The sequence below is a fragment of the Geosporobacter subterraneus DSM 17957 genome, from assembly GCF_900142145.1.
In the GTDB taxonomy this organism is placed as follows: Bacteria; Bacillota; Clostridia; order Peptostreptococcales; family Thermotaleaceae; genus Geosporobacter; species Geosporobacter subterraneus.
The window spans coordinates 1-24,308 of record NZ_FQZV01000039.1; the positions used below are offsets into that span (position 1 = coordinate 1).

General features: G+C 39.7%; 24 protein-coding genes, 5 tRNA genes, 1 pseudogene, 1 riboswitch and 1 other annotated feature (1 of these 32 running past the window's edge). Of the genes and pseudogenes, 25 read left to right on the top strand and 5 right to left on the bottom strand.

The genetic code is table 11. The features are described from left to right. The 9 genes and pseudogenes from BUB56_RS13460 to hpt all read left to right on the top strand — a co-directional run. Positions 1-449, top strand: a pseudogene (locus BUB56_RS13460) (sodium-dependent transporter); the annotation flags it as partial. 360 nt (positions 450-809) lie between these two features. Further along, positions 810-1,658 (top strand): hypothetical protein, encoded by an 849-nt coding sequence (locus BUB56_RS13465; RefSeq protein WP_110941833.1) that lies wholly within the window; start codon positions 810-812, stop codon positions 1,656-1,658. 134 nt (positions 1,659-1,792) lie between these two features. Beyond that, positions 1,793-2,443: a single-stranded DNA-binding protein gene (locus BUB56_RS13470; protein WP_110941834.1), complete on the top strand. Its 651-nt coding sequence runs from the start codon at positions 1,793-1,795 to the stop codon at positions 2,441-2,443. Between the two features lie 138 nt (positions 2,444-2,581). Then, entirely contained in the window at positions 2,582-2,719 is a 138-nt protein-coding gene (locus BUB56_RS19450; RefSeq protein WP_169832944.1) for a hypothetical protein, read from the top strand. 109 nt (positions 2,720-2,828) lie between these two features. After that, positions 2,829-4,697, top strand: coding sequence for a TaqI-like C-terminal specificity domain-containing protein (locus BUB56_RS13475; protein ID WP_190014516.1), 1,869 nt, complete (start codon positions 2,829-2,831; stop codon positions 4,695-4,697). Between the two features lie 100 nt (positions 4,698-4,797). Continuing rightward, positions 4,798-5,730: a 1-phosphofructokinase family hexose kinase gene (locus BUB56_RS13480; protein ID WP_110941836.1), complete on the top strand. Its 933-nt coding sequence runs from the start codon at positions 4,798-4,800 to the stop codon at positions 5,728-5,730. A gap of 44 nt (positions 5,731-5,774) precedes the next feature. Then, the gene (locus BUB56_RS20140; protein ID WP_110941859.1) at positions 5,775-7,547 is read left to right on the top strand and encodes a sigma-54-dependent Fis family transcriptional regulator; all 1,773 of its coding nucleotides are present in this window, start codon (positions 5,775-5,777) and stop codon (positions 7,545-7,547) included. 210 nt (positions 7,548-7,757) lie between these two features. Further along, the gene (locus BUB56_RS13490) at positions 7,758-9,044 is read left to right on the top strand and encodes an L-cysteine desulfidase family protein (protein ID WP_110941837.1); all 1,287 of its coding nucleotides are present in this window, start codon (positions 7,758-7,760) and stop codon (positions 9,042-9,044) included. A 150-nt stretch (positions 9,045-9,194) separates the two neighbouring features. Further along, the gene (gene hpt, locus BUB56_RS13495) at positions 9,195-9,725 is read left to right on the top strand and encodes a hypoxanthine phosphoribosyltransferase (protein ID WP_110941838.1); all 531 of its coding nucleotides are present in this window, start codon (positions 9,195-9,197) and stop codon (positions 9,723-9,725) included. 40 nt (positions 9,726-9,765) lie between these two features. Here the strand turns inward: hpt and dapD are convergent, their stop codons facing one another. The 5 genes from dapD to BUB56_RS13520 form a co-directional block, all read right to left on the bottom strand. Further along, complete coding sequence (gene dapD / locus BUB56_RS13500) at positions 9,766-10,524, bottom strand: 2,3,4,5-tetrahydropyridine-2,6-dicarboxylate N-acetyltransferase (RefSeq protein ID WP_330392648.1); 759 nt, start codon at positions 10,522-10,524, stop codon at positions 9,766-9,768. A gap of 18 nt (positions 10,525-10,542) precedes the next feature. Beyond that, the gene (gene dapB / locus BUB56_RS13505) at positions 10,543-11,298 is read right to left on the bottom strand and encodes a 4-hydroxy-tetrahydrodipicolinate reductase (protein ID WP_110941839.1); all 756 of its coding nucleotides are present in this window, start codon (positions 11,296-11,298) and stop codon (positions 10,543-10,545) included. A gap of 13 nt (positions 11,299-11,311) precedes the next feature. Further along, positions 11,312-12,193 carry a 4-hydroxy-tetrahydrodipicolinate synthase gene (dapA, locus tag BUB56_RS13510; protein WP_110941840.1) on the bottom strand — a complete coding sequence of 294 codons (882 nt, stop codon included), beginning with the start codon at positions 12,191-12,193 and terminating at the stop codon, positions 11,312-11,314. A 61-nt stretch (positions 12,194-12,254) separates the two neighbouring features. Then, a complete protein-coding gene (locus BUB56_RS13515) occupies positions 12,255-13,253 on the bottom strand; it encodes an aspartate-semialdehyde dehydrogenase (protein ID WP_110941841.1) in 999 nt (332 codons plus the stop codon). A gap of 30 nt (positions 13,254-13,283) precedes the next feature. After that, positions 13,284-14,051 (bottom strand): DeoR/GlpR family DNA-binding transcription regulator, encoded by a 768-nt coding sequence (locus BUB56_RS13520; protein ID WP_110941842.1) that lies wholly within the window; start codon positions 14,049-14,051, stop codon positions 13,284-13,286. A gap of 279 nt (positions 14,052-14,330) precedes the next feature. Continuing rightward, positions 14,331-14,524: riboswitch (Lysine riboswitch) on the bottom strand. Between the two features lie 253 nt (positions 14,525-14,777). Between BUB56_RS13520 and BUB56_RS13525 the strand changes: the two genes are divergently transcribed. The 16 genes from BUB56_RS13525 to BUB56_RS13600 all read left to right on the top strand — a co-directional run bounded on the left by BUB56_RS13525 (position 14,778) and on the right by BUB56_RS13600 (position 24,183). Continuing rightward, positions 14,778-15,959 carry a M20 metallopeptidase family protein gene (locus BUB56_RS13525; RefSeq protein WP_110941843.1) on the top strand — a complete coding sequence of 394 codons (1,182 nt, stop codon included), beginning with the start codon at positions 14,778-14,780 and terminating at the stop codon, positions 15,957-15,959. Between the two features lie 20 nt (positions 15,960-15,979). Next, positions 15,980-16,939, top strand: a complete 960-nt coding sequence (locus tag BUB56_RS13530; RefSeq protein ID WP_110941844.1) for a type II CAAX endopeptidase family protein — start codon at positions 15,980-15,982, stop codon at positions 16,937-16,939. Between the two features lie 242 nt (positions 16,940-17,181). Next, positions 17,182-17,388: a small, acid-soluble spore protein, alpha/beta type gene (locus BUB56_RS13535; RefSeq protein ID WP_110941845.1), complete on the top strand. Its 207-nt coding sequence runs from the start codon at positions 17,182-17,184 to the stop codon at positions 17,386-17,388. Positions 17,389-17,474: 86 nt separating this feature from the next. Next, positions 17,475-18,167 (top strand): SOS response-associated peptidase, encoded by a 693-nt coding sequence (locus BUB56_RS13540; RefSeq protein ID WP_110941846.1) that lies wholly within the window; start codon positions 17,475-17,477, stop codon positions 18,165-18,167. 18 nt (positions 18,168-18,185) lie between these two features. Next, positions 18,186-18,926 (top strand): SIR2 family NAD-dependent protein deacylase, encoded by a 741-nt coding sequence (locus tag BUB56_RS13545; RefSeq protein ID WP_242946364.1) that lies wholly within the window; start codon positions 18,186-18,188, stop codon positions 18,924-18,926. Between the two features lie 13 nt (positions 18,927-18,939). Further along, complete coding sequence (locus tag BUB56_RS13550) at positions 18,940-19,704, top strand: class I SAM-dependent DNA methyltransferase (protein ID WP_242946366.1); 765 nt, start codon at positions 18,940-18,942, stop codon at positions 19,702-19,704. 85 nt (positions 19,705-19,789) lie between these two features. Further along, complete coding sequence (locus BUB56_RS13555; protein WP_110941847.1) at positions 19,790-19,990, top strand: cold-shock protein; 201 nt, start codon at positions 19,790-19,792, stop codon at positions 19,988-19,990. 147 nt (positions 19,991-20,137) lie between these two features. Further along, positions 20,138-21,022 carry an Hsp33 family molecular chaperone HslO gene (gene hslO, locus BUB56_RS13560; protein WP_190014518.1) on the top strand — a complete coding sequence of 295 codons (885 nt, stop codon included), beginning with the start codon at positions 20,138-20,140 and terminating at the stop codon, positions 21,020-21,022. 178 nt (positions 21,023-21,200) lie between these two features. After that, positions 21,201-21,276: transfer RNA gene (locus tag BUB56_RS13565), tRNA-Val, on the top strand. 7 nt (positions 21,277-21,283) lie between these two features. Continuing rightward, positions 21,284-21,360 (top strand) — tRNA-Asp (locus BUB56_RS13570). A 4-nt stretch (positions 21,361-21,364) separates the two neighbouring features. Continuing rightward, positions 21,365-21,440: transfer RNA gene (locus BUB56_RS13575), tRNA-Phe, on the top strand. Positions 21,441-21,457: 17 nt separating this feature from the next. Beyond that, positions 21,458-21,532 (top strand) — tRNA-Gly (locus BUB56_RS13580). Between the two features lie 4 nt (positions 21,533-21,536). After that, a tRNA-Cys gene (locus BUB56_RS13585) sits at positions 21,537-21,611 on the top strand. 86 nt (positions 21,612-21,697) lie between these two features. Beyond that, entirely contained in the window at positions 21,698-22,462 is a 765-nt protein-coding gene (locus tag BUB56_RS13590; protein ID WP_110941849.1) for a DUF6873 family GME fold protein, read from the top strand. A gap of 80 nt (positions 22,463-22,542) precedes the next feature. Beyond that, positions 22,543-23,454 carry a putative sporulation protein YtxC gene (ytxC, locus tag BUB56_RS13595; protein WP_190014520.1) on the top strand — a complete coding sequence of 304 codons (912 nt, stop codon included), beginning with the start codon at positions 22,543-22,545 and terminating at the stop codon, positions 23,452-23,454. Between the two features lie 126 nt (positions 23,455-23,580). Continuing rightward, a complete protein-coding gene (locus tag BUB56_RS13600) occupies positions 23,581-24,183 on the top strand; it encodes a DUF445 domain-containing protein (RefSeq protein ID WP_110941851.1) in 603 nt (200 codons plus the stop codon). 84 nt (positions 24,184-24,267) lie between these two features. Further along, positions 24,268-24,308: a binding site (T-box leader), on the top strand; it runs 174 nt beyond the window's last position.

A 24,308-nucleotide genomic window follows, 5' to 3' on the forward strand; every position in this document is an offset into this window, starting at 1 on the left:
TAGTCATCGGGGGATTTTTCGCAGGAGTACCATCGGCCTACAGCTTAAACATCAATGACAACCAGGATTGGGTATGGGGAGTAGGCCTACTGCTCAGTGGACTGTTTGTAGCCATTGCCCTGATGAAGCACGGATTGGAAAAGGTAAGAAACAACGATATCAATACTCCATGGTCCGACTACAAAATCGGAAAATGGTGGAGTGTATGTGTGGCCCTATTCCCGGTGTTTACCGTGGTGATTATCGGCTGGTGGATCTGGCAGGCTATAACATGGTATCCCGGCAACTGGTGGGATCCAACAGAAATATTTAGTGTGGGAACGATCATCGTACAGTTTGCCATACTGATCGGTATTTCACTATTGACCAACAACTGGCTGGCCAATAAGATTGGTCAGGGTCATGATATTATGGAATCAGCCTTAGAGGAAATAAGGGGGTCGAAGTAATATGTCAACCACATCTATTGTTATGATGGTGATTACCTTAAGCTTTTATGGAGGCGGATTTTTATACCTTCTGAATAAAGCATTCCTATCTAAAAATAGTAACCAGTAGCTTACGGCAGACCAAATCATGATAGCTTTAGAGGCCTGTTTCAATGCTATACTGTAGGGAGCGGCCCCTGAGCCGCTCCGTTAAGCGGTTGGGGTATATATAATCTGCTGCTGTTAAATAAGTTTTTATTGTCCTTTAGGAAAAGTATGGCTTCGTCCATGCTTTTCTTTTTATTTTCCATAATACATATTTAAGCCAATGAACTGAGCAAAATAAGAAAAACAGTTATGAATAGCTAAGAGGTGATCAGCATGACAGATCGAGAAATGACACAACTAAAAACAATTTCAGACATAAATGACTGGCTGGTTAAAAAGAGTCAACGCTATGATTATCCTAGTGAAAAGTTAAAGTTTATAGGTATTGTTGAGGAAAGGGGAAGAATGATTGCTGCACAGATGATAACCAATATGCTTGAATGTCATGGGTTATCCGCAGATATAAAAAATACCGATGAATTATTTCATTATTCATTTGGGGAAGAAAATCTTTCTTTATTAGTAGATAGATATTTGAATTATCTGCAGAAACAGGTAGAAAATAAGAAAGATGTTATCATTTTTCAGATATACACAGATTTTATAAATGTCTATCCTCTATTGCAGACTCCCTTTGACATTTTTATACATACGATGCCGGAACCTAACGGCACAAATTTCCAGGGAGAAATAGTACAAAAAATCAGCCTCTGCAAAGGTTTTATAGACCACTTGCCTAAGGATTGTGTCATTGCTGTCAGTATGGATGATTTGATTTGTGTAGATTTTCTGGAGGTTTTAAAAGACCGAATGGTCATCACCTATGGCTTATCATCAAGGGCTACTGTAACAGCTTCCAGTATTGAAACGGAACCGTTTTTGAAGTTTCACTTCTGTATTCAGCGGGGGATTACAACAAACAATGGTATCGAAATAGAACCAATGGAGTTTCCGGCAGAACTAAAATTGCTGGGAAAGTGGAATGTCTATGATATATTGGCTGCTGCAACCGGTGCTATGGTACTCGGCGTGCTGCCGGAGGAGATAACCTCAGCCCTTTTGGGGTTGAGGGGGCATACAGCAAAGACAGAAAATGAAAAGAATATATATATTAGCTATTAATAAAGAGGAAAAGTTAGATTTTTCTCTTTTTTTTTATTTTTCTTTATTCATAATCTCGTCCTAGCAGGAATAAATATAGTTGTAGATTAACCCTGAATAAGTACATAAGAATCGGGAAGGAGCGTGGGGGTTAAATGTCAGATAAAATCATAGAGACAAATGTGGTGACGGTTCTGGGGGAAGTGGATTCCGATTTAAGATTCAGCCATGAAATGTATGGAGAGGGATTTTACACCTTAGACATAAAGGTACCCAGATTGAGTGACCATAGTGATGTATTGCCAGTTACGGTTTCGGAGCGAATTTTGGTAGACTTGGATTTGACATTGGGAACTATCGTAAAGGTCGACGGGCAGCTGCGGTCCTATAATAAATATATGGATGGCAGTAATAAACTTGTGTTGACTATTTTTGCGCGGGATATGACAACCTATACTGGAGAGGAAGAGCTAAAGAATCCTAATCAGATTTTTTTGAACGGTTATATCTGTAAACATCCTGTTTATCGTACTACACCCTTTGGCAGGGAAATCACCGATATGCTTGTAGCTGTTAACAGACCCTATAATAAGTCAGACTATATTCCCTGTATTGCCTGGGGTAGAAATGCCAGATTCTCCGAAAAGCTGAAGGTAGGGGATCATATTAAGATATGGGGAAGGGTACAGAGTCGGGAGTATCAGAAGCGGTTAAATGAAGAGGAATTGATTACAAAAATGGCTTATGAGGTTTCTATTTCTAAAATGGAGATTGTGGAAGAGGATAATAATCGGCAGGCAAAGTAAAGCAATCCTATATACATATTATAGAGCACATCTTTGTACAGTACAGAAAACAGGTACCGTATAAAGATGTGCTTTACTATTTGCGGGAAAAGCATGAATAGGCTATAATGAGGCTAAGATGAAAAAGGAGGGATGACTTTGAACTATATACTGGTTGGTGCAGTGATTCTGCTCATAATATTGGTGACGATACAATATTCCCTCAACAAAATCATTATGCTGTTGAAGGAAATCAGAGATTTGTTGTATAAACTGGACATAAAAGACAAAATTTAATAACAGTATTGTAAAAAAGAGTACATTGTACAGCAATGTACTCTTTTTTACAAGGAAAAGGAAGATAAAAGGCGAATAAGTATATAATATTCTAAAAAGGATGAATGTTATGAAAAATATTAGACGGGATATTACTAACATTAAAAAGAAACTAAAGAAAAAGTATTCCAGTGTGGAGGATGAGGTTTTATTCCGCTCTTTTTTTGCCTTGGTATTAGAAGAATATTCATTTCCCGAGAGTAAGGTGTTTCAAAATATCCTGTTTGACAAAGAGGAATCTGATTACCTTAAATACTGCATATCTAAAATCCAGATCCATGATATAAATTTAGAAAACATGCTGGGCTGGATATACCAATTCTTTTATGAAGATACTGTTGTTCAGGAAAAACTTGCTCAATATTATACAGAGAGATGGATCGTAGAATATATCGTAGATCATAGCTTAGATTTATTTCTGTCACAAAATCCAGAAAGACCCCTAAAGACTATAAAAATATTGGATCCCTGCTGTGGAACCGGGCATTTTACTTTTTACATCATAGATAAGATGGTGGATTGGTATAGAAAAAGGGAGGGGTTGGAGGCGAGGGATAGTCTGCCCATCATCCTGCAGCGAAATTTATTCGTTATCGATACGGATCAGATTGCTTTAGAGATTTTCAAAATTTCCTTGACCCAAAGGCTTCGGATCTTAGGTTTGGAAGCGTGTGAAACAGGGCTTCAGATTTTGAACGGAGATTACTTGACAGCAGGATTTGATCAATTCTTCGATTTGATATTAGGAAATCCCCCCTACTTAGAAAATAGAAAGATTAATAAATATCTTAATAAAGCTATGCTGAAGGAAAACTTTAAAGCGGCAAGAGGACGATTTGATCTGGTAAGTGTGTTTATTGAAAAGAGCATTGGGATACTTAAGGATAAAGGCGTTCTAGGATATATTGTACCGGCAAATATATTGCTGAATAATAATTTTGCGGAAATTCGACAAATTATGCTAAATTCCTGCGCTATTTCCCAGGTAATAAACCTAGGGGAGGGGGTGTTTTCACATGTTTCCATGGATATGTGCATGTTGATTCTTCAAAAGGTCAGTGATGATTGCAGGAAAAAGAATTGGATTTTTACAAAAAATCTAAGACAGGCAGAGAATAAAAAAAGAGAGCTAAAAGACAGTTCGTTCAAGCAAATTAAACAGGCTTACTATTATAATACGTTAAAAAGTGTATTTGATATTCACTCAAGTGATCAAATCTTTCAGTTGAGAAGCCGGATTTATGAGAAATATCCTTTGCTAAAGGAAAGCTGTGAGATTATTGCAGGAATTGCACCTGGAAATATTCGACATAAGTTATTATCTGATAAAAAGCTGGATGTCAGGTATGTCCCGGTTCTAGAGGGGAAGGACATCAGGCGATACGGGTACCAATGGCAAGGCACATACCTGCTCAATGATCGAAATGTTATCGATAAACACCGCGGAGAATACGCTACTTTTATGCGAGAGGAGTTTGTTTTACAGCCTAAGCTGGTTATAAGGCAAACGGCTGATCGTTTTATTGCAGCCTATGAGGATCAGAACTATTACCTGTTGAATACCCTTTATGCTTGCCTGTCCAGAAATGAAAATCTGAAACTTAAGTATATACTGGCACTATTAAACTCAAAGCTGCTTAACTTTTTATATTACAGCCTTATTCATGAGGCAAAAAAACTGTTTCCTCAAATTAAGATTTATCACATTCAGAATAGTCCTATAAAAATAGAAAATTTAGGTATACAGCAGCATTTTATTGATTTTGTAAATCGTATAGAATATTTAAACAAAGAGTATAATGGTCAGAAAAGTAGACAGGTATCCTTAGAAAAGGAAATTGCCGCACAGCAGAAAAAGCTTGATCGGCAAGTATACCAGTTATTTGAACTGACACATAGAGAAATCGAGGAAATAGAAAGCATCTACACAGAAATATAGACAAAATCCGAGTAAAAAGTCTTTGCATTGGAAGGTGTTTTCACTTATAATATAATCTGTACTTTTTGTTAGAAATTTGTAGGCATGAGAAGGGGATTATATGATTACGACAGTTACTTTAAATCCAGCCATCGATCGGGCTTATATCATCAAGGATTTCAAACCGAATAAAAAATATACAGTTGATGATGTGAAAGTGTCTGCTGGAGGAAAAGGACTAAACGTAGCAAGAGTCGCCGCTTTGCTGGGAGAAAAGGTAAATGCTACAGGACTTTTAGGCGGGGGCTCAGGTCAATTTATTAAGGAAGAACTGGAAAAGCTTGACATACATACTTCTTTTGTATGGATTCAGGAGGCTTCTAGGGTTTTTACTGCCATTGTAGATCCTTTGAATCAAACAGAGACCATTGTAGATGAAAAAGGACCTGTGGTTTCTAAGAAAGAGCTCAACAGCTTTGTAAAGGAATTTGTAAAGATTCTAAAATATAGTGAAGTGATTATCGCTTCGGGCACAGTACCTCCAGGACTTCCAAAAACTATTTATGGAGATATGGTAAAGATAGCAAGAGACAATAATGTCCGAATGATCATAGATGCCAGCGGCAGTTATCTGGAGGAGGCTATTAAGGCCAAACCCTTTATGATCAAGCCAAATCTTGCGGAACTGCAAGAATTGGCAGGTTATGATTTAGATTGTGAATATAAAATTATCTACGAATCAAAATATATATGCAGGCAGGGTATTGAGGTAGTGGCCATTTCCCTTGGTGATAAAGGTGCCATCTTTACCACTTCTGAGGGAATATACAAGGTCTGTGCACCTAAGGTATCTACAATGAGCACTATAGGCTGCGGAGATGCTTTTGTAGCCGGATTTGCAGTTTCTCTGTACCGGAACCAAGATATCAAAGAAGCTTTTAAGTATGCGGTAGCTGTAGGAAGTGCCAATGCAGTGGAAGAAAAAATTGGATATGTGGATAGAGAAATGGTACGCAGATTATATGATGAAGTTAAGGTGAAAAGGCTGGACTAAGAGTTTAGCCTTTTTTGATATATTATAGAAAAGGAATGATAGAGATGGATCTGTCCCGAATCTCATCTAGTGTACAGCATATTGCGGAAGTTATCGCCAGCGTCATTAAGGTGGATGTAACCATCGTAGACCATAAACTTAATAGAATTGCTGCAACCGGTTGTTACGTTGAGCAAATTGGCACCAGAGTAAATAAAAACTCTGTATTTAGTTATGCGCTGCAGCAAGGGGAAGGATTTTTGATTGAGAATCCTGGAGAACACGAAGCCTGCTTCCGATGCTCTGAAAAGACCCATTGCCGTGAGTATGCCCAGGTATGCTGTCCAATCAAAAATGATACAGAGACTATCGGCGTCATTGGATTAATTGCCTTCAGTCAGGAACAAAAAAGTGCTGTACTTCACAATAAGAATAACTTGATGGAGTTTCTAAACCGTATGGCTGATTTGATTGCAGTAAAGCTGGTAGAGGAAGAAAAAACCGAGAAAATAAAGCTTTTAGCCAAGGAACTAGAGACCGTGTTAGATGCAGTAGACCGAGGCATTATTGCAGTGAATCAGGAAGGAAAATGCATTCATTTTAATCGCAAGGCAGAAGATTTCTTTGGTATTGGTGAAGGCATTTTGTCAAAAATGAAAATACAACAGCTATTAGAAAATATCTCCCTGGAAGAGATGTTAAAACAACATTGTCCTTTAACCAATACAGAATTTCGGTATCATCGGGGTGGTCATAGGATGCGTGGGATTTTTAATGCCAATCCCATCATGATAGAGAGTGAAGCAGTGGGTATCGTATTTACTTTCATGAAAATTTCTGAGGCGCTAAAAACCATAAATGATATTACAACAGCTATGATTGAAACCAGCTTAGACAATATTATTGGAAGCAGCCGCTGTTTTGCAGCAGTTAAAGAAGAGGCTGCCAGAGCAGCTCAGTCCTCCTCCACCATATTGATTCAAGGAGAGAGCGGTACGGGAAAGGAGCTTTTTGCACGGGCCATTCATTTTCATAGCAGCAGAAAACAGGAACCCTTTATCCCTATTAATTGTGCAGCCATTCCCGAGCAACTGCTGGAGAGCGAACTGTTTGGATATGAGGAGGGTGCTTTTACCGGGGCAAAACGGGGCGGGAAGACGGGAAAGTTTGAACTGGCTAACCGAGGGACAATTTTTCTGGACGAAATCGGTGATATGCCCTTACATTTACAGACAAAGCTTTTAAGGGTTCTACAGGAAAATGTAATTGAAAAAGTAGGGGGCAAGGACTATATTCCTATCAATGTACGTGTTATCGCTGCTACCAATAAAAACCTGGAGGAGAAGGTAAATGAAGGAGAGTTTCGAAAGGATCTTTTCTATCGCTTGAATGTAATTCCCATAAATATACCGCCTTTGCGAGATCGCCGGGAAGATATCCCTATATTGGTAGAGGCACTTTTAGAGAAATGCAATCTTAAGCTGGAGAAGAAGGTTACACAGGTGGATAATGCTGTCTTAAATCAGCTGATTGCGTATCATTGGCCCGGAAATGTAAGGGAATTGGAAAACACTATCGAGTACGCAGTCAATATGTGCAGGGGTGAAAGGATTCTCAAAGAGGATTTGCCTAATCGTTTAAAACGAAAGGAAGCAGAAAATGAAGCTGTTGCCGGGGAGCAGAGGATCATGACCATTAAGGAATTAGAGTGCTATGAAATCCAAAAGGCATTAAGGATTTTTGGAGGATCAAAGCAAACCATAGACAAGGCAGCAGAGGCATTGGGCATGGGACGTGCAACCCTCTATCGAAAAATGAAAGAATATCAATTGATATAATCTCAAAATGATACAAAATCTCATTTTGAGATTTTTTTATGAATGATTTGTCTCATTTTGAGAAAGTGATTTTTGAGATGATTGGAATCGGGGCATTTTTGTTATGGCATGGATTTTGCAATTTATTATAGCAAATTAGTAGATAAATATAACCAAAACTAATCTGAGAATATAAACCATATAATTAAACTGATAGAGGAGGCAAAGTTCATGGATTTAAAAAAACAAATTATCAATACACTTAAAGCAGAGGTGGTACCGGCTCTAGGTTGTACAGAGCCTGTGGCAGTGGCTCTAGCCTGTGCAAAGGCAAAAGCATTGGTGCACAACTCAAAAGTCACAAATGTTAATATATTAGTTAGCCCTAATATCTATAAAAATGGATTATGTGTGGGGATACCCTATACTGATGAAGTAGGCCTGCAGATTGCAGGAGCATTGGGTATTGTAGGAGGTAATGCAGAAAAAGATCTTCAGGTTCTAGAGGGTCTTAGAGAAGATCAAATCCAAGAAGCCAAGATTATTGTACAAAAAGGTCTGATCTCTCTAGGAATTAAAGAAACGAAAGAGAAAGTTTATGTGGAGGTCTTTGTCCAGGCAGAAGGCGGCTCGGCTAAGGTTATACTCCAGGAAAAGCATAATCGATTTATTTACTTGGAACAAAATGGAGAAATCCTTTGCAATGCTGTAAATCTGGAACAGGCACAGATTGCAGACCTATCTGAGCTATATGAAAAGCCGATTTATGAAATTATCACAGAAATTGAAAATATTGAGTACCAGGAGCTGGCTTTTCTTTTAGAAGGTTTAGAGATGAATGAAGAGGTAGCAAAGGTTGCTTTGGAAAAGAAAATGGGAATGGGTGTCGGCAAGGGATTTTTAGACAATATGGAAAAGGGGATTTTGTCTGATGACCTGATGAATTATGCTATGATGCTGACGGCTGCCGGAGCCGATGCGCGAATGTCAGGAGCACCTATTCCAGTTATGAGCAGCAATGGCAGCGGAAATCACGGGCTAACTGCAATTTTGCCTATCGTCGCCTATCGGAGGAAATTCGATGTTTCAAAGGAAGCCTATGCAAGGGCCTTGGCCATCAGCCATATTGTGACGGGCTATATCAAACATTATACGGGGAGGCTTTCTGCCCTGTGCGGCTGTGGGGTTGCAGCTGCGTCAGGGGCAGCCGTAGCGATAGCGTGGTTGATGGGAGCCGATAAGGAAAGAATAGACGGTACAATCAAAAACATGGTGGCCAATATCACCGGTATGGTTTGTGACGGTGCCAAAGTAGGCTGTGCCCTAAAGCTTGCTACAGCAGCGGCTACTGCAGTTCAGTCTGCATTACTGGCCATGAGACGTGTAATTGTACCATCAAAAAATGGGATTGTCGGCCTGACCGCTGAGGAATCCATAAGAAATCTAGGTCAATTGGGCATAGAGGGTATGACAGTTACAGATGATGTCATTTTGGGAATCATGCAAAATATGCAATAAGTTATATATAGATTTTAATTCCCTATATATTAAATAATCTAGGAGCCCACAGGGTATTCTATTTGACAAAGAAATTGATTTCGATTAGAATAGTTATTAACTATAGCAGAAATTGGTGTAAAATGAAGGATTATGGAGGGAATTAGAAAAATGGATATAGAAAAAAAGAGAAAAGAGGTTCTTTTCACCCGAGAGGACATTCATCAACGGGTACAGGAGCTAGGAAATCAAATTGCATCAGATTATCAGGGCAAAAAGCTTTTAGTTGTATCTTTATTAAAAGGAAGCTTTATCTTTACTGCTGATTTGGTACGGGAGATTGATGCACCAGTTAAGATTGCTTTCATGGCAACCTCCAGCTATGGACATGGTACAGAATCTACGGGACAGGTAAATATTCTTTATGATGTTAAAGAAAGTGTTGAAGGCTATGATATTCTGGTAGTTGATGATATCGCAGATACAGGTCTTACAATGAAATTTGTTTTGGAGCACCTTCGTAAGAAGAATCCAGCCAGCATCAAAAGTTGTGTATTATTAGACAAGCCCTCCAGAAGAAAGACGGTGCTAGAGCCTGACTATATCGGCTATACCATCCCAGACAAGTTTATTGTAGGGTATGGGTTAAATTATGGGGACTATTATCGCAATGTTCCATATGTTTTTGCTTTTGTAGATTAGTAAAAATGCCAATAGGGTTATATCCTATTGGCATTTCCTATTATCCTCTTAAATCATCTAACAGTTTTGTTTTGTCTGCGGTTTGTGCATCCTTTTCTTTAATGATGCGCGCCGGGATTCCCGCAACTACACAATCAGGAGGCACATCTCTTGTTACTACTGAACCAGCAGCAACTACTGCATTTTTACCTACCTTAACTCCTTCAAGGATGACGGCATTGGCACCGATCATTACATTATCCTCTATGATAACAGGAGTTGCACTAGGGGGTTCCAATACACCGGCAAGAACAGCTCCTGCTCCGACATGTACATTTTTTCCTACAGTGGCCCTGGCTCCAAGTACTGCATTCATATCAATCATGGTACCGTCCCCAATTTCTGAACCGATGTTGATCACTGCCCCCATCATAATTACTGCATTGTTCCCGATCTTTACCCGATCACGGATAACGGCACCGGGCTCAATTCGGGCATTGATTTTTTTAAGATCCAGCATAGGGATAGCAGAATTTCGTCTGTCATTTTCCAGGATATAATTGGTGATATGATCTTTATGGGTCTCCAGGAATTGTGCAACGACATCATGTTCACCGAACAGTACCCAAAAGGAATCATTTCCGAATTTTTGTATGCCTTCCTGTGAGAAGGCTTCCAGAGAACCATCCACATAGACTTTTACGGGAGTAGATTTTTTTGCTTCTTTTATATATCGTGCGATAGCATAAGGATCTGTCAAGTCCAGTTCCTTGTTATCCAGTTCTCTTTCTGTCGTCATTAGTAAACTCAATCCTTTCATAAAAAATTACCTGCTGTATTATTTGATAAGGTCATTCATATTATAATAACCATTTTTTTTGTTTAAAATAAACTTTGCTGCACGAATAGCACCCAAGGCAAAAATATCCTTTGAGAGAGCCGTGTGCTTTATCTCAATAATCTCGTCTGGACCGGCAAAGATAACCGTATGTTCCCCTACAATCGTTCCGCCTCGTACTGCATGAATGCCGATATGGTTTTCTGTACGCTGGTCTTCCTTTCCATGTCTTCCGTAAACATACTCTTTTTTCTGTTGGAAAGTTTCATTCAGAGCATTAGCAATCATGTAAGCTGTTCCACTGGGGGAATCTACCTTTTTATTATGATGCTTCTCAATGATCTCTATATCAAAGGTATTGCCCAAGACTTTTGCTGCTTGTGCAGCCAGATCGATGATCACACTTATACCTACGGCCATATTTGAGGATTGGAAGACCGGGATGCTCTTTGATGCCTCGACAAAAAGGGCCGTTTCTTCTCCGCTTAAACCGGTAGTTGCAGTAACAATAGGCGTTTTTGTTTCAACACAAAAGTCCAAAGTGTTTTTTATAGTACTGGGATGAGAAAAATCTATCAGCACATCTCCTTTTTCTAAGCAGGAAAATATGTTGGAATATACAGGAAAGGTATTTTCAAATTTATCGACTTCTCGGTCGATTCCTGCAACGACTTCCATGTTCTTCTCTTCGTTTATCAGTTTGGCTAAAACTCTGCCCATTTTTCCGTTGCATCCATTTAATATTACGCGTATCAAAGGAGCACCTCCCTTACTGGATTAAACCATATTCTTGCATTCTCGATTTCAATATTTGAAGATTAGAATTTTCCATTTCTGTAAGGGGGAGACGAAGCTCGCCTACTGCAAAGCCCATTAGGTTCATTGCTGCTTTTACAGGAATTGGATTTACTTCAATAAACAGTGCATCTATCAAGGGCTTCATAGCCAACTGTAAGGCACAAGCACCGGCTGTGTCCCCATCAATAAACTTCTGAACCATGTCATGAGTATCTTTTGGCGCCACATTGGCTACTACAGAAATTACACCGGAGCCTCTTAAGGACATCAGAGGGACGACCATATCATCATTTCCGGAGTAGATATAGAAGTCTTCCGGAACCAGCCGCGCAATTTCTGCGACCTGTGAAATATTTCCGCTGGCTTCCTTGACACCTTTTATATTTGGATGCTTTGCCAAAGCGGCAATGGTGGCAGGTGCAATATTGAGACCTGTTCTGCCTGGTACATTATAAATAATGATAGGAATGCTTACTGCATCTGCAATGGCAGTAAAATGAGCAATCAAACCTTTTTGTGTCGCTTTATTGTAGTAAGGGGTAATGACCAGTAAACCGTCTGCTCCTACAGCTTCTGCATATTTGCTCATCTCTATGGCATGGGCAGTACAATTGCTCCCAGTTCCTGCAATAACAGGAATTCTACCCTTGATTTTTTCAACTACAAAACGGATGGTTTCTTTTTGCTCTTCATCGCTCATAGTAGAGGATTCGCCTGTGGTTCCGCAGACGATGATTGCATCGGTACCTTGCTCCACATGCCAGTTGAGAAGTTCTTCGATTTTGGGAAAATCAATTTTGCCTTCTTGAAATGGTGTAACCAATGCCACACCGGATCCGGTAAATAAAGCCATTTTACTCATCCTTTCCAGATATTTTATTATCAGTATACGACTCCTAACAGGATTGGTGATATTACTGAAGTCCCTCTACCAGCAACTCTGCAATCTGAACAGCATTCGTAGCGGCGCCCTTGCGTATATTGTCAGCAACTACCCAAAGATTTAATCCATTTTCCACACTGAAATCTCTTCGAATTCTACCTACATATACTTGGTCGGTACCTGCTGCATTTCTTGCTAAAGGATATAGGTTGCTGCCCGGATCGTCCTGTACTACAACTCCTGGACTTTGGTTAAGCAGTGCTACGATATCCTTCAACTCGAAGGATTTTTCTAATTCTACGTTGATGGACTCGCTGTGACAGTTAATGATCGGTACCCGAACAGTGGTTGCTGTGATTTTTAGCTCGTAGTCACCGAAAATTTTTTGTGTTTCTAAAATCATTTTCATTTCTTCCTTCGTATATCCATTCTCCTGGAAAACATCAATATGAGGAAGACAATTGTTTGCAATTGGATGGGGATAGGCCTTCATCAAATCATTGCCTTTTAAGCCTTCTTCCAAATCTACAACTCCTTTTACACCTGTACCTGAAACCGATTGGTAAGTGGAATAAATAATTCGCTTGATGCCATAAGCTTCATGCAGAGGCTTTAATGCGACAACGGCTTGGATCGTAGAGCAGTTTGGATTTGCAATAATACCCTTGTTCCAAGAGATATCATGAGGATTTACTTCCGGAACAACCAGCGGCACATCCTTTTCCATTCTCCAGGCGCTGCTGTTGTCTACTACGGTTACCCCTTTGGAAGCGGCTATAGGGGCAAAAATTTTACTAATATCGCCTCCTGCAGAGAATAAAGCAATATCCATAGGACGATCAAAGGAAGCTTCAGTTAGTTCTTCTACGATATATTCTTTGCCTTTGCAGGTTACTTTTTCCCCAGCAGATTTTGCAGAAGCAAACAGGTAAAGATTCTCATAGGGAAAATCTCTTTCTTCTAAAACCTTTAAAAATGTTCTTCCTACCATTCCTGTAGCACCTACTACAGCTAGATTTACTTTTCTCATTGTTGATCCTCCTCTTGTTATATGTTCTATTTAAAGTGTTTTTGCTACTTCGATACGGATTCCGGATTTAGCCAGCCGATTAAGCTCATCTTTGTCTGCCCGGTCATCAGTAATTAACAAATCGACGGGTGCCAGATCACTTACTTTGGCAAAAGTAGATCGGCCGATTTTACGATAATCAGCAATAATGATGTTTTGTCGCGTGCATTGAATGACTGTCTTTACAAAGTCAGCACTATCTAGGGTAGAGGTACTGACACCGAAGCTGCTGTTAATTCCTGCACAGGGGATAAATGCCTTATCAAAATAGTAATTACGCAAATCATTAACAGCACGAGAGCCTAGGATATTACCGCGAAAATTTTTAATTCTCCCGCCGATGAGAATTGTCTCTATGTTTGGGAGCAGAGAGAGTTCCTTTGCAACGTCTAGTGAGTTGGTTACGATGGTCACATTTTTATCCTGAATCATCGGAATCATGAATAGCGCAATGGTACTCCCCATGAGCATGATAGTATCACCATTTTCTACAAACTCAGAAGCCTTGAGGGCAATCTTCTTTTTCTCTTCAAAGGCTTCATTTTTTCCTGTTTCCATACTGGGAATCCAACGGGTTTTTTCTACCTTAACAGCGCCGCCATGGGTTTTCTTTAGAAGGCCTTGTTCTTCCAATGCATTTAGATCCCGACGAATGGTGTAAATGGAAACATCAAACCGTTCTACCAGCTGCTGCAGATTTACGATTCCTTCCCGCTCAATCAACTCTTGTATTTTTTTTCTTCGTGCTTCTGTAATCAAAAATCATCACTCCATCTCTCCACCTATTATGATGAACATTTGCTAATATTATTATAATATATTTACGATATTTTGGTTACATTTATCTTACATAATTATCAAATATTTGTAAAGCCAAAAAAACAAAAAGTGAAGAAGGGTGCATGAATATTGAATCAAGAGGCACACCATACTTCACCGGATTATGAAAGCAGTATCAATATAAATAAAAACGGCATAAGAGCAAAAGGGTACTCTCAGCCGTCCGAAAAAACGCCAATAGAATACAACTTTCACCCTGTGTGAAGTAGCACTCCATCGATAAACTGGGTGATTTACCGATGACAGTCCCATGCTTATTCAACATGGTCCCAGCAGTTAACCCGTAGGGAACAGATCAACGCTTCGGCGATTGCACCTTTCCATTGGATATCAAAACAGCTCCCTTGCCTTTTCCAATGTACTATTTGCTCATCGCAGCCTCTAAAACACAACAATTTCGTTGAGTAATAAGTATTCAGTTTAATGTATCTTAACACAAGAGCCTATGTGTGTCAACCGGATTTATAATAATTTTTACAAAATTCTATAGCATCTTACGATCCAACCGTATAGGCTATAGGATTGGAAGATATTATAGGATATAAGCTAAAGGAAAAGTGGGAAATATTTTTTCTTTCCACAAGAAAAGAAAAAGGATACAATAGTTCTATATGATTATAACAATTGGCATGAGGTGAACTGAATATGATTTCTATAGAAAAAAGTATCGCTGTTTTGGAGGAAGAAGTATATCAAATAGCCAGAGACCTGCATCAAATCCCTGAGAGCGGTTTTGAAGAATACAAAACCAGCGCCTATATTATCAGTGTGCTAGAGAATCTAGGTATAGATGTTTTTAAAGGTATTGCCCAAACTGGTATAGTTGGTTTATTGAGAGGTTCTGAAGGAAAAGAGACCATAGCATTTCGTGCGGATATGGATGCCCTTTCCGTGGAGGAGAAGACAGACTCTCCTTATGGGTCAAAGCACCCTGGAATGATGCACGCATGCGGACACGATGCTCATATGACAATTCTGTTGGGATTGGCAAAATACTTAGCCCGTCATAAGAACAATCTCAGGCAAAATATTGTTTTTATATTTCAGCCGGCAGAGGAAGGACCCGGTGGCGCAGAGCCCATGATTCAGGCAGGTGTGCTAGATCAGTTTCATATTGATAAAATATTAGGCCTTCATGTTTTCCCAGAGGTAGAAGCTGGCCGTGTTGCAGTAAGACCAGGGCCTATGATGGCCCAAGCAGGAGAATTTGATCTGTTGATAAAGGGTAGGAGCGGTCATGGAGCCATTCCCCATATGGCTAAGGATGCAATTGTAGCCGCGGCAGCTTTAGTGAGCAGCTATCAGTCAATAGTAAGCAGGAGTGTCGATCCTTTGGAAGGTGCTATTGTAACCATTGGAAAGATGTGGGGAGGAGAAAGAAGAAACATCATAGCGGGAGAAGTGCACTTGGAAGGAACGGTTAGGGCTTTTCGGGAAGATGTTTTTGAAAGTATAAAACGCAGGATGGGGCAAATTGCTAAAGGGATTGAAACTGCCTACGAATGCTCTGTTGAGTTAGTATTTAGAGATATGTATCCTGCAGTTATCAATGACGAGTCCTTGTATGAGGATTTCGTTGCAGCTGTAGGGAAAGAACACGTAGATAGTATTGCGCCGCAAATGATTGCTGAGGATTTTTCTTTTTTTCAGAAAGAAGTTCCGGGACTCTTTTTCTTTTTAGGTGTGAGGAGTGAAAAGCAAAACTGCATCTATCCTCTGCATAATTGTCTGTTTCAATATCCTGAGGAAACATTGATGACGGGTATTCAGGTCTATGTACAATACCTAAGACATGTAGGTATCCTGACACCAGAGGATGATGCGTAAACCCTGGGTGGGCAAAGGGAGTGAATGATTTGATAGAAGATAAGCGTATTGGTATCCGAGGGATCAACACGTTGTATTTTTTAACAGCATTGCTGTTGATCAGCCTAGGAGCAGCTTTTCAAGAAAGAGATGTGTTAAAAGGGCTTCTATTCACGGAGTACGTACTCGTGCTGCTTCCGCCGCTGGTCTATATCAAGCTAAAGGGAGACAGCTTAAAAAGGGTACTGCGTTTAAATGGACTTAGATTAAAACATGTGATGCTTGTGATCCTGATAACCATTCTAAGCTATCCTGTAGCTTTGTTTTTTAATTTAGTGGGAATGACGCTGTTAAGTACCTTTGGAGAAATCATGCAGCCGCCAATACCAACAGCTGAGAATTTAGGAGAGTATTTTGTGTTGATGCTGGTGATTGCAGTTTCCGCAGGTATCTGTGAGGAGGTTTTCTTCCGGGGCCTAATGCTGAGAGGATATGAAGGTTTAGGGACCGCGAATGCAATTTTTATTTCCTCTGTTCTGTTTGGCATTTTCCATTTTAATTTGCAAAATTTCCTAGGTCCTATTGTATTGGGACTAATTTTCGGTTACTTGGTTTACCGGACGGACTCTATTTTTGCAGGTATATTAGGCCATATTACAAACAATGGAGTGGCTGTAACTTTGGGATATGCAGCCAATCTTTTAAATGAGCGATTGCTGGACCCCAGCATTGAAGCTGTTCAAGGGGCGATGCCGGGAACCCTGCAGCTGATAGGTGCTGCATTTATTGTAGGAATATGGGCTGTGGTATCCGGTTCATTGGCCTATGTGCTGCTCCGGATGATTATTCGGGATACAGAAAGCAGAGTAAAAGCGCTTTCAGGAGAGCCTGCAGAAAAACCAAAGTTTTCTTTTTTTGCTTATGTACCCATTATTCTGACGCTGTTGTTATTCGTGCTTTTCGGATACTTACAGATCGCACAAATGGGCATGATTCAGTAAAAAAAAGCGCCTCTGTATATCAAACAGAGGCGTAAATTGTCTTTAATATTAATGAATTAATATTAAAGGGGGAGTGGAAAATCGTAGTTATTACGACCAATGTTAGCGTATCATTTTTTGTTTGTTTAATCAATGCACTGCACTATAAGTTACAGAAATTTAAAAAATGTTAAAAGAGAAAAATACGAAAGGTATAAAAATGTTACCCCTTACCCATAATACAGGAGAGGGGAGGGGTAAAAATGTCTAAAAAAAATAGTACAAAAAATAAAAAACAGAAAATCGAGACCATTGAGGATGTATGGAAGTATGAAATTGCTGAAGAACTGGGATTGCTGAATAAGGTGAAGCAGATGGGATGGGGCGGATTAACCGCCAAGGAGACCGGCAGAATCGGTGGATTGATTACTGTGAAAAAGAAGCAGATGAATAAAGAACAAAAGGCGTAGGGATAAAGAATGGATAGATTTTTTCTATCCTCTTTTTATGAGATCATATATAATAAGAATAGTAATGTCAAATAGGAGGGTTTTAAGTGTGCGGCAGGTACTATCTGGATGTGATATTAAGGGATCTCATGGAATGGTACGATATAGAGAACACGAATATTCACTATGTTCCAAGGTATAATATTGCACCCACCCAATATGCACCAGTCATATTAGGAGGAGAGCGAAGACAATTGCACCTTTTTCGATGGGGGTTAATTCCGGCATGGTCGAAGGACCTGGCCATTGGTCAAAAAATGATTAATGCCCGTTCTGAGACATTGACTGAAAAGGCCAGTTTTCGGGAAGCTTTCAGGAAAAGGCGGTGTATCGTACCGGCCGGTGGCTTTTATGAGTGGGATAAATCCCGGGGAAAGAAAATACCCTATCGGTTTTATTTGAAGAACAGGCCTATATTGTCTATGGCGGGACTATGGGATTTATGGCAATCACCTGAGGGTGAAAAAATCTATTCTTTTGCGATTATTACTACAGAACCGAATGATACGATAGCTCCTTATCACCATCGAATGGCTGCATTATTAGATCCGGATGAAGAAGCCCTATGGTTGGATCAAAATATACAGGGTGAAAAATTATTAAGCAGCCTGTTAAAGCCTTATGCAGGAGAACCATTAGAAAAACAAAGGGTTTCTGAGGCAGTTAATGCTGTGAGAAATGACTTTGCGGCACTTTTATATCCAGATGAAGAAAGCGTGCAATTAAAATTAGACCTATAAGGAAATGGGGGTATTTATGTGGAGGATCAAATCCAAAGAGCGGTACAATGCATAAAAGAAAGCAAGGGTATTATGGTACTGACCGGGGCTGGCATTTCTACAGAGAGTGGAATCCCTGATTTTAGAAGTCCAGGCACTGGTCTGTGGGAGAAAATGGACCCTATGGAAGCCCTCTCTACAAAAACTTTATTGAATCATCCTGAGAAATTCTACCGTCAAGGATTTCAGATCCTTACTTCGATGAAGGATGCCCTTCCTAATACAGCCCATCGTGTACTTGCAAAAATGGAGGAAGAGGGCATTGTTGATTTGCTGGTCACCCAAAATATTGACAATCTTCATCAGAAGGCAGGATCCAAGAAGGTGTACGAAGTCCATGGTCATGTTCGGAGCGGCAGCTGTCTGGAGTGCGAGGAAGAGATGTTGCTGGATAAGATGGAGAACAAGGTGGCGGATGGGGAAATCCCACCCCGTTGCGAACATTGTGGAGGAATTGTACGTCCAAATGTAGTGATGTTTGGAGATGCACTGCCTCCATGCTTTGATATGGCAATGGATGCGATCCGCAAATATGACCTGTTGATTGTAATCGGCTCTAGTTTAGAGGTTGGGCCTGTGAACTATTTAGCCTATTTATGTAAAAAGCTGATGATTATCAATCTGGGTCCCACAGCTTATGACAGCCGGGCAAACTTAATCATACGTCAAAAAGCGGGGGAAGCGCTGACGAGCATTTATGAAGCATTAAAGAAAGCATAGAGGAGCGATCAATTTGGAAAGCTATAGCGGTTTTGCTTATGTATATGATAGATTGATGCAGGATGTTGATTATGATGGATGGACAGACTATTTGGAAGAGATCTTTAGAAAATATAAAATGATTCCCCGTAATATTGCAGATTTGGCTTGCGGTACCGGTAATATAACCAATCGTCTGGCCCAGCGTCACTATAATCTTATTGGTGTGGATCTGTCAGAGGATATGCTCCAGATTGCACAGGAGAAGGCTTCAGAAACAGGCGTAGAGGTTATCTTTCTCCATCAGGATATCCGGGAGCTTCTGCTGCCCACGGAGCTGGACGCTATTTTGTGTATCTGCGACGGCATTAACTATATTACCCATGGAGAAGATTTGGCAGGTGTATTTAAGGGTGTGTGGAATCATCTGAAAAAGGAAGGGCTGTTTATTTTTGATATCAGCTCCTATTATAAACTCTCTCGGATTTTAGGACAAAACACTTTTGCAGAAAATCTTGAGGAAATATCTTATATCTGGGAAAATTATTTTGATGAGAGCAGGAAAATCTGCGATTTTGATCTTACGATCTTTATAAAGGAGAAACAGCTCTATCGGAAGCACGAAGAAACCCATAGCCAGAGGGCTTACCAGGCGGATGAAATCATTCATTATCTCAAGGGAGCCGGGTTTGAAAAGGTAGATGTGTTTGACGCTTTTTCCTTCCATAAACCAAAGAAAAACAGCGAACGACTATGTTTTGTCTGTCAGAAGCAGTCTGAGAGTGAACATGCAGATTAAGGTTTGACAGGAAAATGGAGCTATGATAAACTAATTTTGTAAAAATGAAGGAATCATTTGGATTAAAAGTAAGGAGGATGCTTTGATGGAAAAAGGTACAGTAAAGTGGTTTAACAACGAAAAGGGTTATGGTTTTATCTCAAGAGAAAATGGTGAAGATGTATTTGTACATTTCTCAGCAATTAACACAGATGGATATAAGTCCCTTGAAGAAGGCCAAGCTGTTGAGTTCGAAGTAGTTCAAGGTGAAAAAGGACCTCAAGCTACAAACGTAACGAAACTGTAACCAGTTTTGATAATTCTATAGCCACGCAAGCCCTGATGAAATCAGGGCTTTTATTATGAATTTTCAGGGGTAAATACATAGAAAAGGTTTATTGCAGCAGCTTTTAAACCATACTATATTTGCAAAAGCTATATAAGGAGGTATATGATGAAGGATTATGTGATTCGTGCAGTTGATGCAGACCATAGCATACGTGCTTTTATAGGTATTACAACAGGATTAGTAGAAAAGGCCAGACAAATCCATGACACTACACCGGTAGCAACTGCTGCATTAGGACGTACCCTAACGGCAACAGTGATGATGGGCTTGATGTTAAAAGGAAAAGATGATAAGATTTCCGTTCAAATTAAAGGCAATGGACCTGTAAAACAGATTCTGGCAGTATCAGACCAACAGGGCCATGTAAAAGGCTATATATCCAACCCCTATGTTGAGCTTCCTCTTAGAGCAGACGGCAAACTGGACGTAGGTGGAGCCGTTGGTGATGAGGGAAACATGGTAGTGATTAAGGACTTAGGTCTAAAAGAGCCTTATGTGGGTCAGTCAGCACTGGTTTCCGGAGAGATTGCCGAGGATTTTACTGCCTATTTCGCCAATTCAGAGCAGCAGCCCTCTGCAGTCGCTTTAGGGGTTTTAGTAGATAGAGACAGAACGGTAAAGGCTGCAGGAGGCTTTATTATTCAGCTGTTGCCGGGAGCTTCCGATGAAGTGATTCAAAAGCTTGAAAACAGACTTCAAAACCTTGAATCGATCTCAAGTTTGATTGACCGGGAGATGACGGGAGAAGAAATTTTGGAGCATGTGTTACAAGGTTTTTCCGTTGAGATCCTAGAGAAAAAAGAGGTCGCGCTGGTATGTGACTGTTCAATAGAAAGATTGGAAAAAGCTTTGCTGAGTATTGGTGAAAAGGATTTAAAGGAAATTATTGAAGAGGATGGTCAAGCGGAACTAACCTGTCACTTCTGTAATACAAAATATCATTTTGACAAAGACCATTTAGAAAGACTTTATCAAAGTGCCCGGAGATAAGAACAACTATGCTTAGCCTATATTGTTGAAAGATAAATTTCTTAATAACAGGAATATGCATGGAAACAGGATAAAATATAATCAATACGATACGAGAAAATTCCTGAGTATTTCCGGCAACAAATATTGACTTTTTCATATAAATATAGTATTATATATTCTATCAGTTTTATGGTGTGGTCGCATAGCTCAGCTGGGAGAGCACCTGCCTTACAAGCAGGGGGTCATAGGTTCGATCCCTATTGCGACCACCATTAAAATGGCCCGGTAGTTCAGTTGGTTAGAATGCCAGCCTGTCACGCTGGAGGTCGAGGGTTCGAGCCCCTTCCGGGTCGCCATATTGCCCAGATAGCTCAGTCGGTAGAGCAGGGGACTGAAAATCCCCGTGTCGGTGGTTCGATTCCGCCTCTGGGCACCATTATAAAGGAATTCTAAGCGGAAGTGGCTCAGGGGTAGAGCATCGCCTTGCCAAGGCGAGGGTCGCGGGTTCGAATCCCGTCTTCCGCTCCAATAAGGCGGCATAGCCAAGTGGTAAGGCAGAGGTCTGCAAAACCTTTATTCCCCAGTTCAAATCTGGGTGCCGCCTCCAATTTTATACATATGACACTTTTCGGAGATCCTAGTTTTAGGATCTCTTTTGTATATTGAACAATACAATAAGGCAGGTGAATCATCATGCAGCATAAAGCTATTGTTAATCCCTTTGTACCAAATCAGAAAGTTTCCGGTGTAATTGTAGACGGAAGAATATCTAAGGAGACAATGAATAATTTTGCACAGATGGGTATACATATAGTAAAAACCCCTTATTGTAGGGATTTGTACCCGGAAATTGCCGGACATCCGGATATTTTGCTCCATCCTGTCACAAAAAAGGATTTTATTGTGGCACCTAATATCTTTACATATATGAAGAAGATACTATTACCCTTGGGGTACAATGTTATTTGTGGAGAAAAGGTGCTTTCAAGGAACTATCCTGACAATATCGCATATAATGTAGCAAGAATTTCGAAATATGCCTTGCATCATACAAAATTTACTGATCCGGTTTTAAGAAATTTACTGGAAGAAAATGAAATAACACTTATTCATGTAAAACAAGGGTATTCAAAATGTTCTGTTTGTGTCGTAACCGATCAGGCTATCATTACTGCTGATAGGGGTATAGCCAAAGCCGTAGAAAAGTTAGGGATAGAGGTTTTGCTGATAACTCCCGGATACATAGCTTTACCGGATATGGAATATGGGTTTATTGGAGGAAGTACAGGGTTTATTGATAAAAACAAACTAGCCTTTTATGGAAACATCTACAACCACCCTGACTGCAAAAGGATCATCGATTTTCTTTTGGCTTTTGATGTAGAACCGATTTGCTTAGGGAACGGAGTGCTAAAGGATTTCGGTTCAATTATTCCTCTTATTCAAATGGTAGTATAAACAATAAATGTAATCTCTCGTTTTGAATATCACTTCTTATTACACATATACTACTGATAGGGTAGAAAGGAGTGAATAGGGTGAATCTACTTACAGTTATACTCAAAGATCCTTCAGTTTATATTGAAGAACGATTAGATAAAGAAATCAAAGCCTTTGCCAAAGAAGGCATTATCATTGAAAAGTGTGAAGAAGCCTGGGAGAAAAATATAACCATAACCTATCGCCTGCTGGAATCAACACTAACCAGCTATAGTAAAGAGGATTTTGAAAATATATTTAAGCATTATATGGCAAATGCTTTTTCTGATATTATTGTCTACGATATGGAGCCCAAACTTATTCACAAAATACTGACAGATCATTATTATTATTTCACACCTCAAGAAAAGCAATCCATATTAAAGCATGTGGACGGTATATTGGATAGTGAAGAAATTCGGTACCACAATGGAATTACTTATAAGATCAGCAGAAAGGCTAAAATACTACATCAAATCATGGAGTTTTTAAAGGAAAATCAAACCATCCATATTGAAGGGTTTGTAAGATTTAGATTAAAGAATTATCTTTATGAGCTGGAGGAAGGCATTGATAAGGCCGTCGAAGAATTTCTGATGGAAAAGGAGTATGACGAGTTCATAAGGCTCCTTCGGTATTTTGTAGATATTCAGGAAGCAAAAATTGATACGGCCAATGTACTGATTAGCGAAGATGGAAAGTATGTTTTGTATGATCATGTAAATCGTATGATCAATAGCGAGCACCTGGAAGACTTGGCTACAGAGATGGCGGATAAGGATATTAGCTATGACGACTTATTGATTTCTTCCCTCATTACATTAGCCCCGAAAAAAATAGTGATTCATTTTGCCGGAAAGGTTAAAAATAAGGAAATTATCGAAACCATCAAAAATGTTTTCTCAAATCGTGTATATATTTGTAATGGTTGTCAGTTGTGTACCCTTGTGCAGCGGGCAAAGAAAGAGTAGAGCTTTTTTCTACTCTTTTCCTTTGCCTAGAGGGTGAAACATTGAATTTGATTGGCCAGTATGGTATACTTTTTGAGGTTCCCGCTGAGACTAAGAATGGGAGACAATAAGTAGAGGTGAAAACACTTGGTATGGATTAAATTATTAATATTAGCGTCTATTGGGGCAATTATCGGTTGGACAACCAATATACTGGCTATTAAGCTGATCTTTCGACCTCTGCAGCCAATAGAGATTCCGATTGTGCATTTTAAGATTCAAGGACTAATTCCGAAAAGAAAAGCAGAACTAGCAAGAAGTATCGGCGAGATTGTGGAAACAGAGCTGATCTCTATAGAAGAAATCATAGATAAGTTTATTCAAAATGAAAACAAAAGTGAGATTATTTTCACCATAAAAAGGCGGGTAAAAAAAGTTGCGGAGCACAAGCTGCCTACCTTCATACCCAGTTCCATTAAGTCGATGATTCTAGATTATATTGATGATATTATCGATAAGGAAGCAGAAGTCGCCATTACAGAGGTAATAGAGAGCATGATTCACCGGGCTGCCTGCACGGTGAAAATTGCAGATATTATTGAGGAAAAGGTCAATAATTTTCAAATGGATCAGCTTGAATATATTATTTTGGCCATTGCACAAAAAGAACTAAAGCATATTGAGGTACTAGGCGGAGTGATTGGATTTGCCATTGGACTTATCCAGGGTATTGTGATCACGGCTATATAAATCATAGATAAACTGTCCGTCATATACGGAATAATACCTTGACAGAATGTGAAAATATTCTTATAATAAAAAACAATAACATATCTGAAAACGGTGAAGAGGAAGAGTAGGATAGACCCAGTCAG

What these genes read in the sequence shown, in the direction of transcription:
- BUB56_RS13465 (WP_110941833.1), top strand. Translation starts at nt 810, where the DNA reads ATGACAGATCGAGAAATGACACAACTAAAAACAATTTCAGACATAAAT.
- BUB56_RS13470 (WP_110941834.1), top strand. Translation starts at nt 1,793, where the DNA reads ATGTCAGATAAAATCATAGAGACAAATGTGGTGACGGTTCTGGGGGAA.
- BUB56_RS13475 (WP_190014516.1), top strand. Translation starts at nt 2,829, where the DNA reads ATGAAAAATATTAGACGGGATATTACTAACATTAAAAAGAAACTAAAG.
- BUB56_RS13480 (WP_110941836.1), top strand. Translation starts at nt 4,798, where the DNA reads ATGATTACGACAGTTACTTTAAATCCAGCCATCGATCGGGCTTATATC.
- BUB56_RS20140 (WP_110941859.1), top strand. Translation starts at nt 5,775, where the DNA reads ATGGATCTGTCCCGAATCTCATCTAGTGTACAGCATATTGCGGAAGTT.
- BUB56_RS13490 (WP_110941837.1), top strand. Translation starts at nt 7,758, where the DNA reads ATGGATTTAAAAAAACAAATTATCAATACACTTAAAGCAGAGGTGGTA.
- hpt (WP_110941838.1), top strand. Translation starts at nt 9,195, where the DNA reads ATGGATATAGAAAAAAAGAGAAAAGAGGTTCTTTTCACCCGAGAGGAC.
- dapD (WP_330392648.1), bottom strand. Translation starts at nt 10,524, where the DNA reads ATGAAAGGATTGAGTTTACTAATGACGACAGAAAGAGAACTGGATAAC.
- dapA (WP_110941840.1), bottom strand. Translation starts at nt 12,193, where the DNA reads ATGGCTTTATTTACCGGATCCGGTGTGGCATTGGTTACACCATTTCAA.
- BUB56_RS13515 (WP_110941841.1), bottom strand. Translation starts at nt 13,253, where the DNA reads ATGAGAAAAGTAAATCTAGCTGTAGTAGGTGCTACAGGAATGGTAGGA.
- BUB56_RS13525 (WP_110941843.1), top strand. Translation starts at nt 14,778, where the DNA reads ATGATTTCTATAGAAAAAAGTATCGCTGTTTTGGAGGAAGAAGTATAT.
- BUB56_RS13535 (WP_110941845.1), top strand. Translation starts at nt 17,182, where the DNA reads ATGTCTAAAAAAAATAGTACAAAAAATAAAAAACAGAAAATCGAGACC.
- BUB56_RS13555 (WP_110941847.1), top strand. Translation starts at nt 19,790, where the DNA reads ATGGAAAAAGGTACAGTAAAGTGGTTTAACAACGAAAAGGGTTATGGT.
- hslO (WP_190014518.1), top strand. Translation starts at nt 20,138, where the DNA reads ATGAAGGATTATGTGATTCGTGCAGTTGATGCAGACCATAGCATACGT.
- BUB56_RS13590 (WP_110941849.1), top strand. Translation starts at nt 21,698, where the DNA reads ATGCAGCATAAAGCTATTGTTAATCCCTTTGTACCAAATCAGAAAGTT.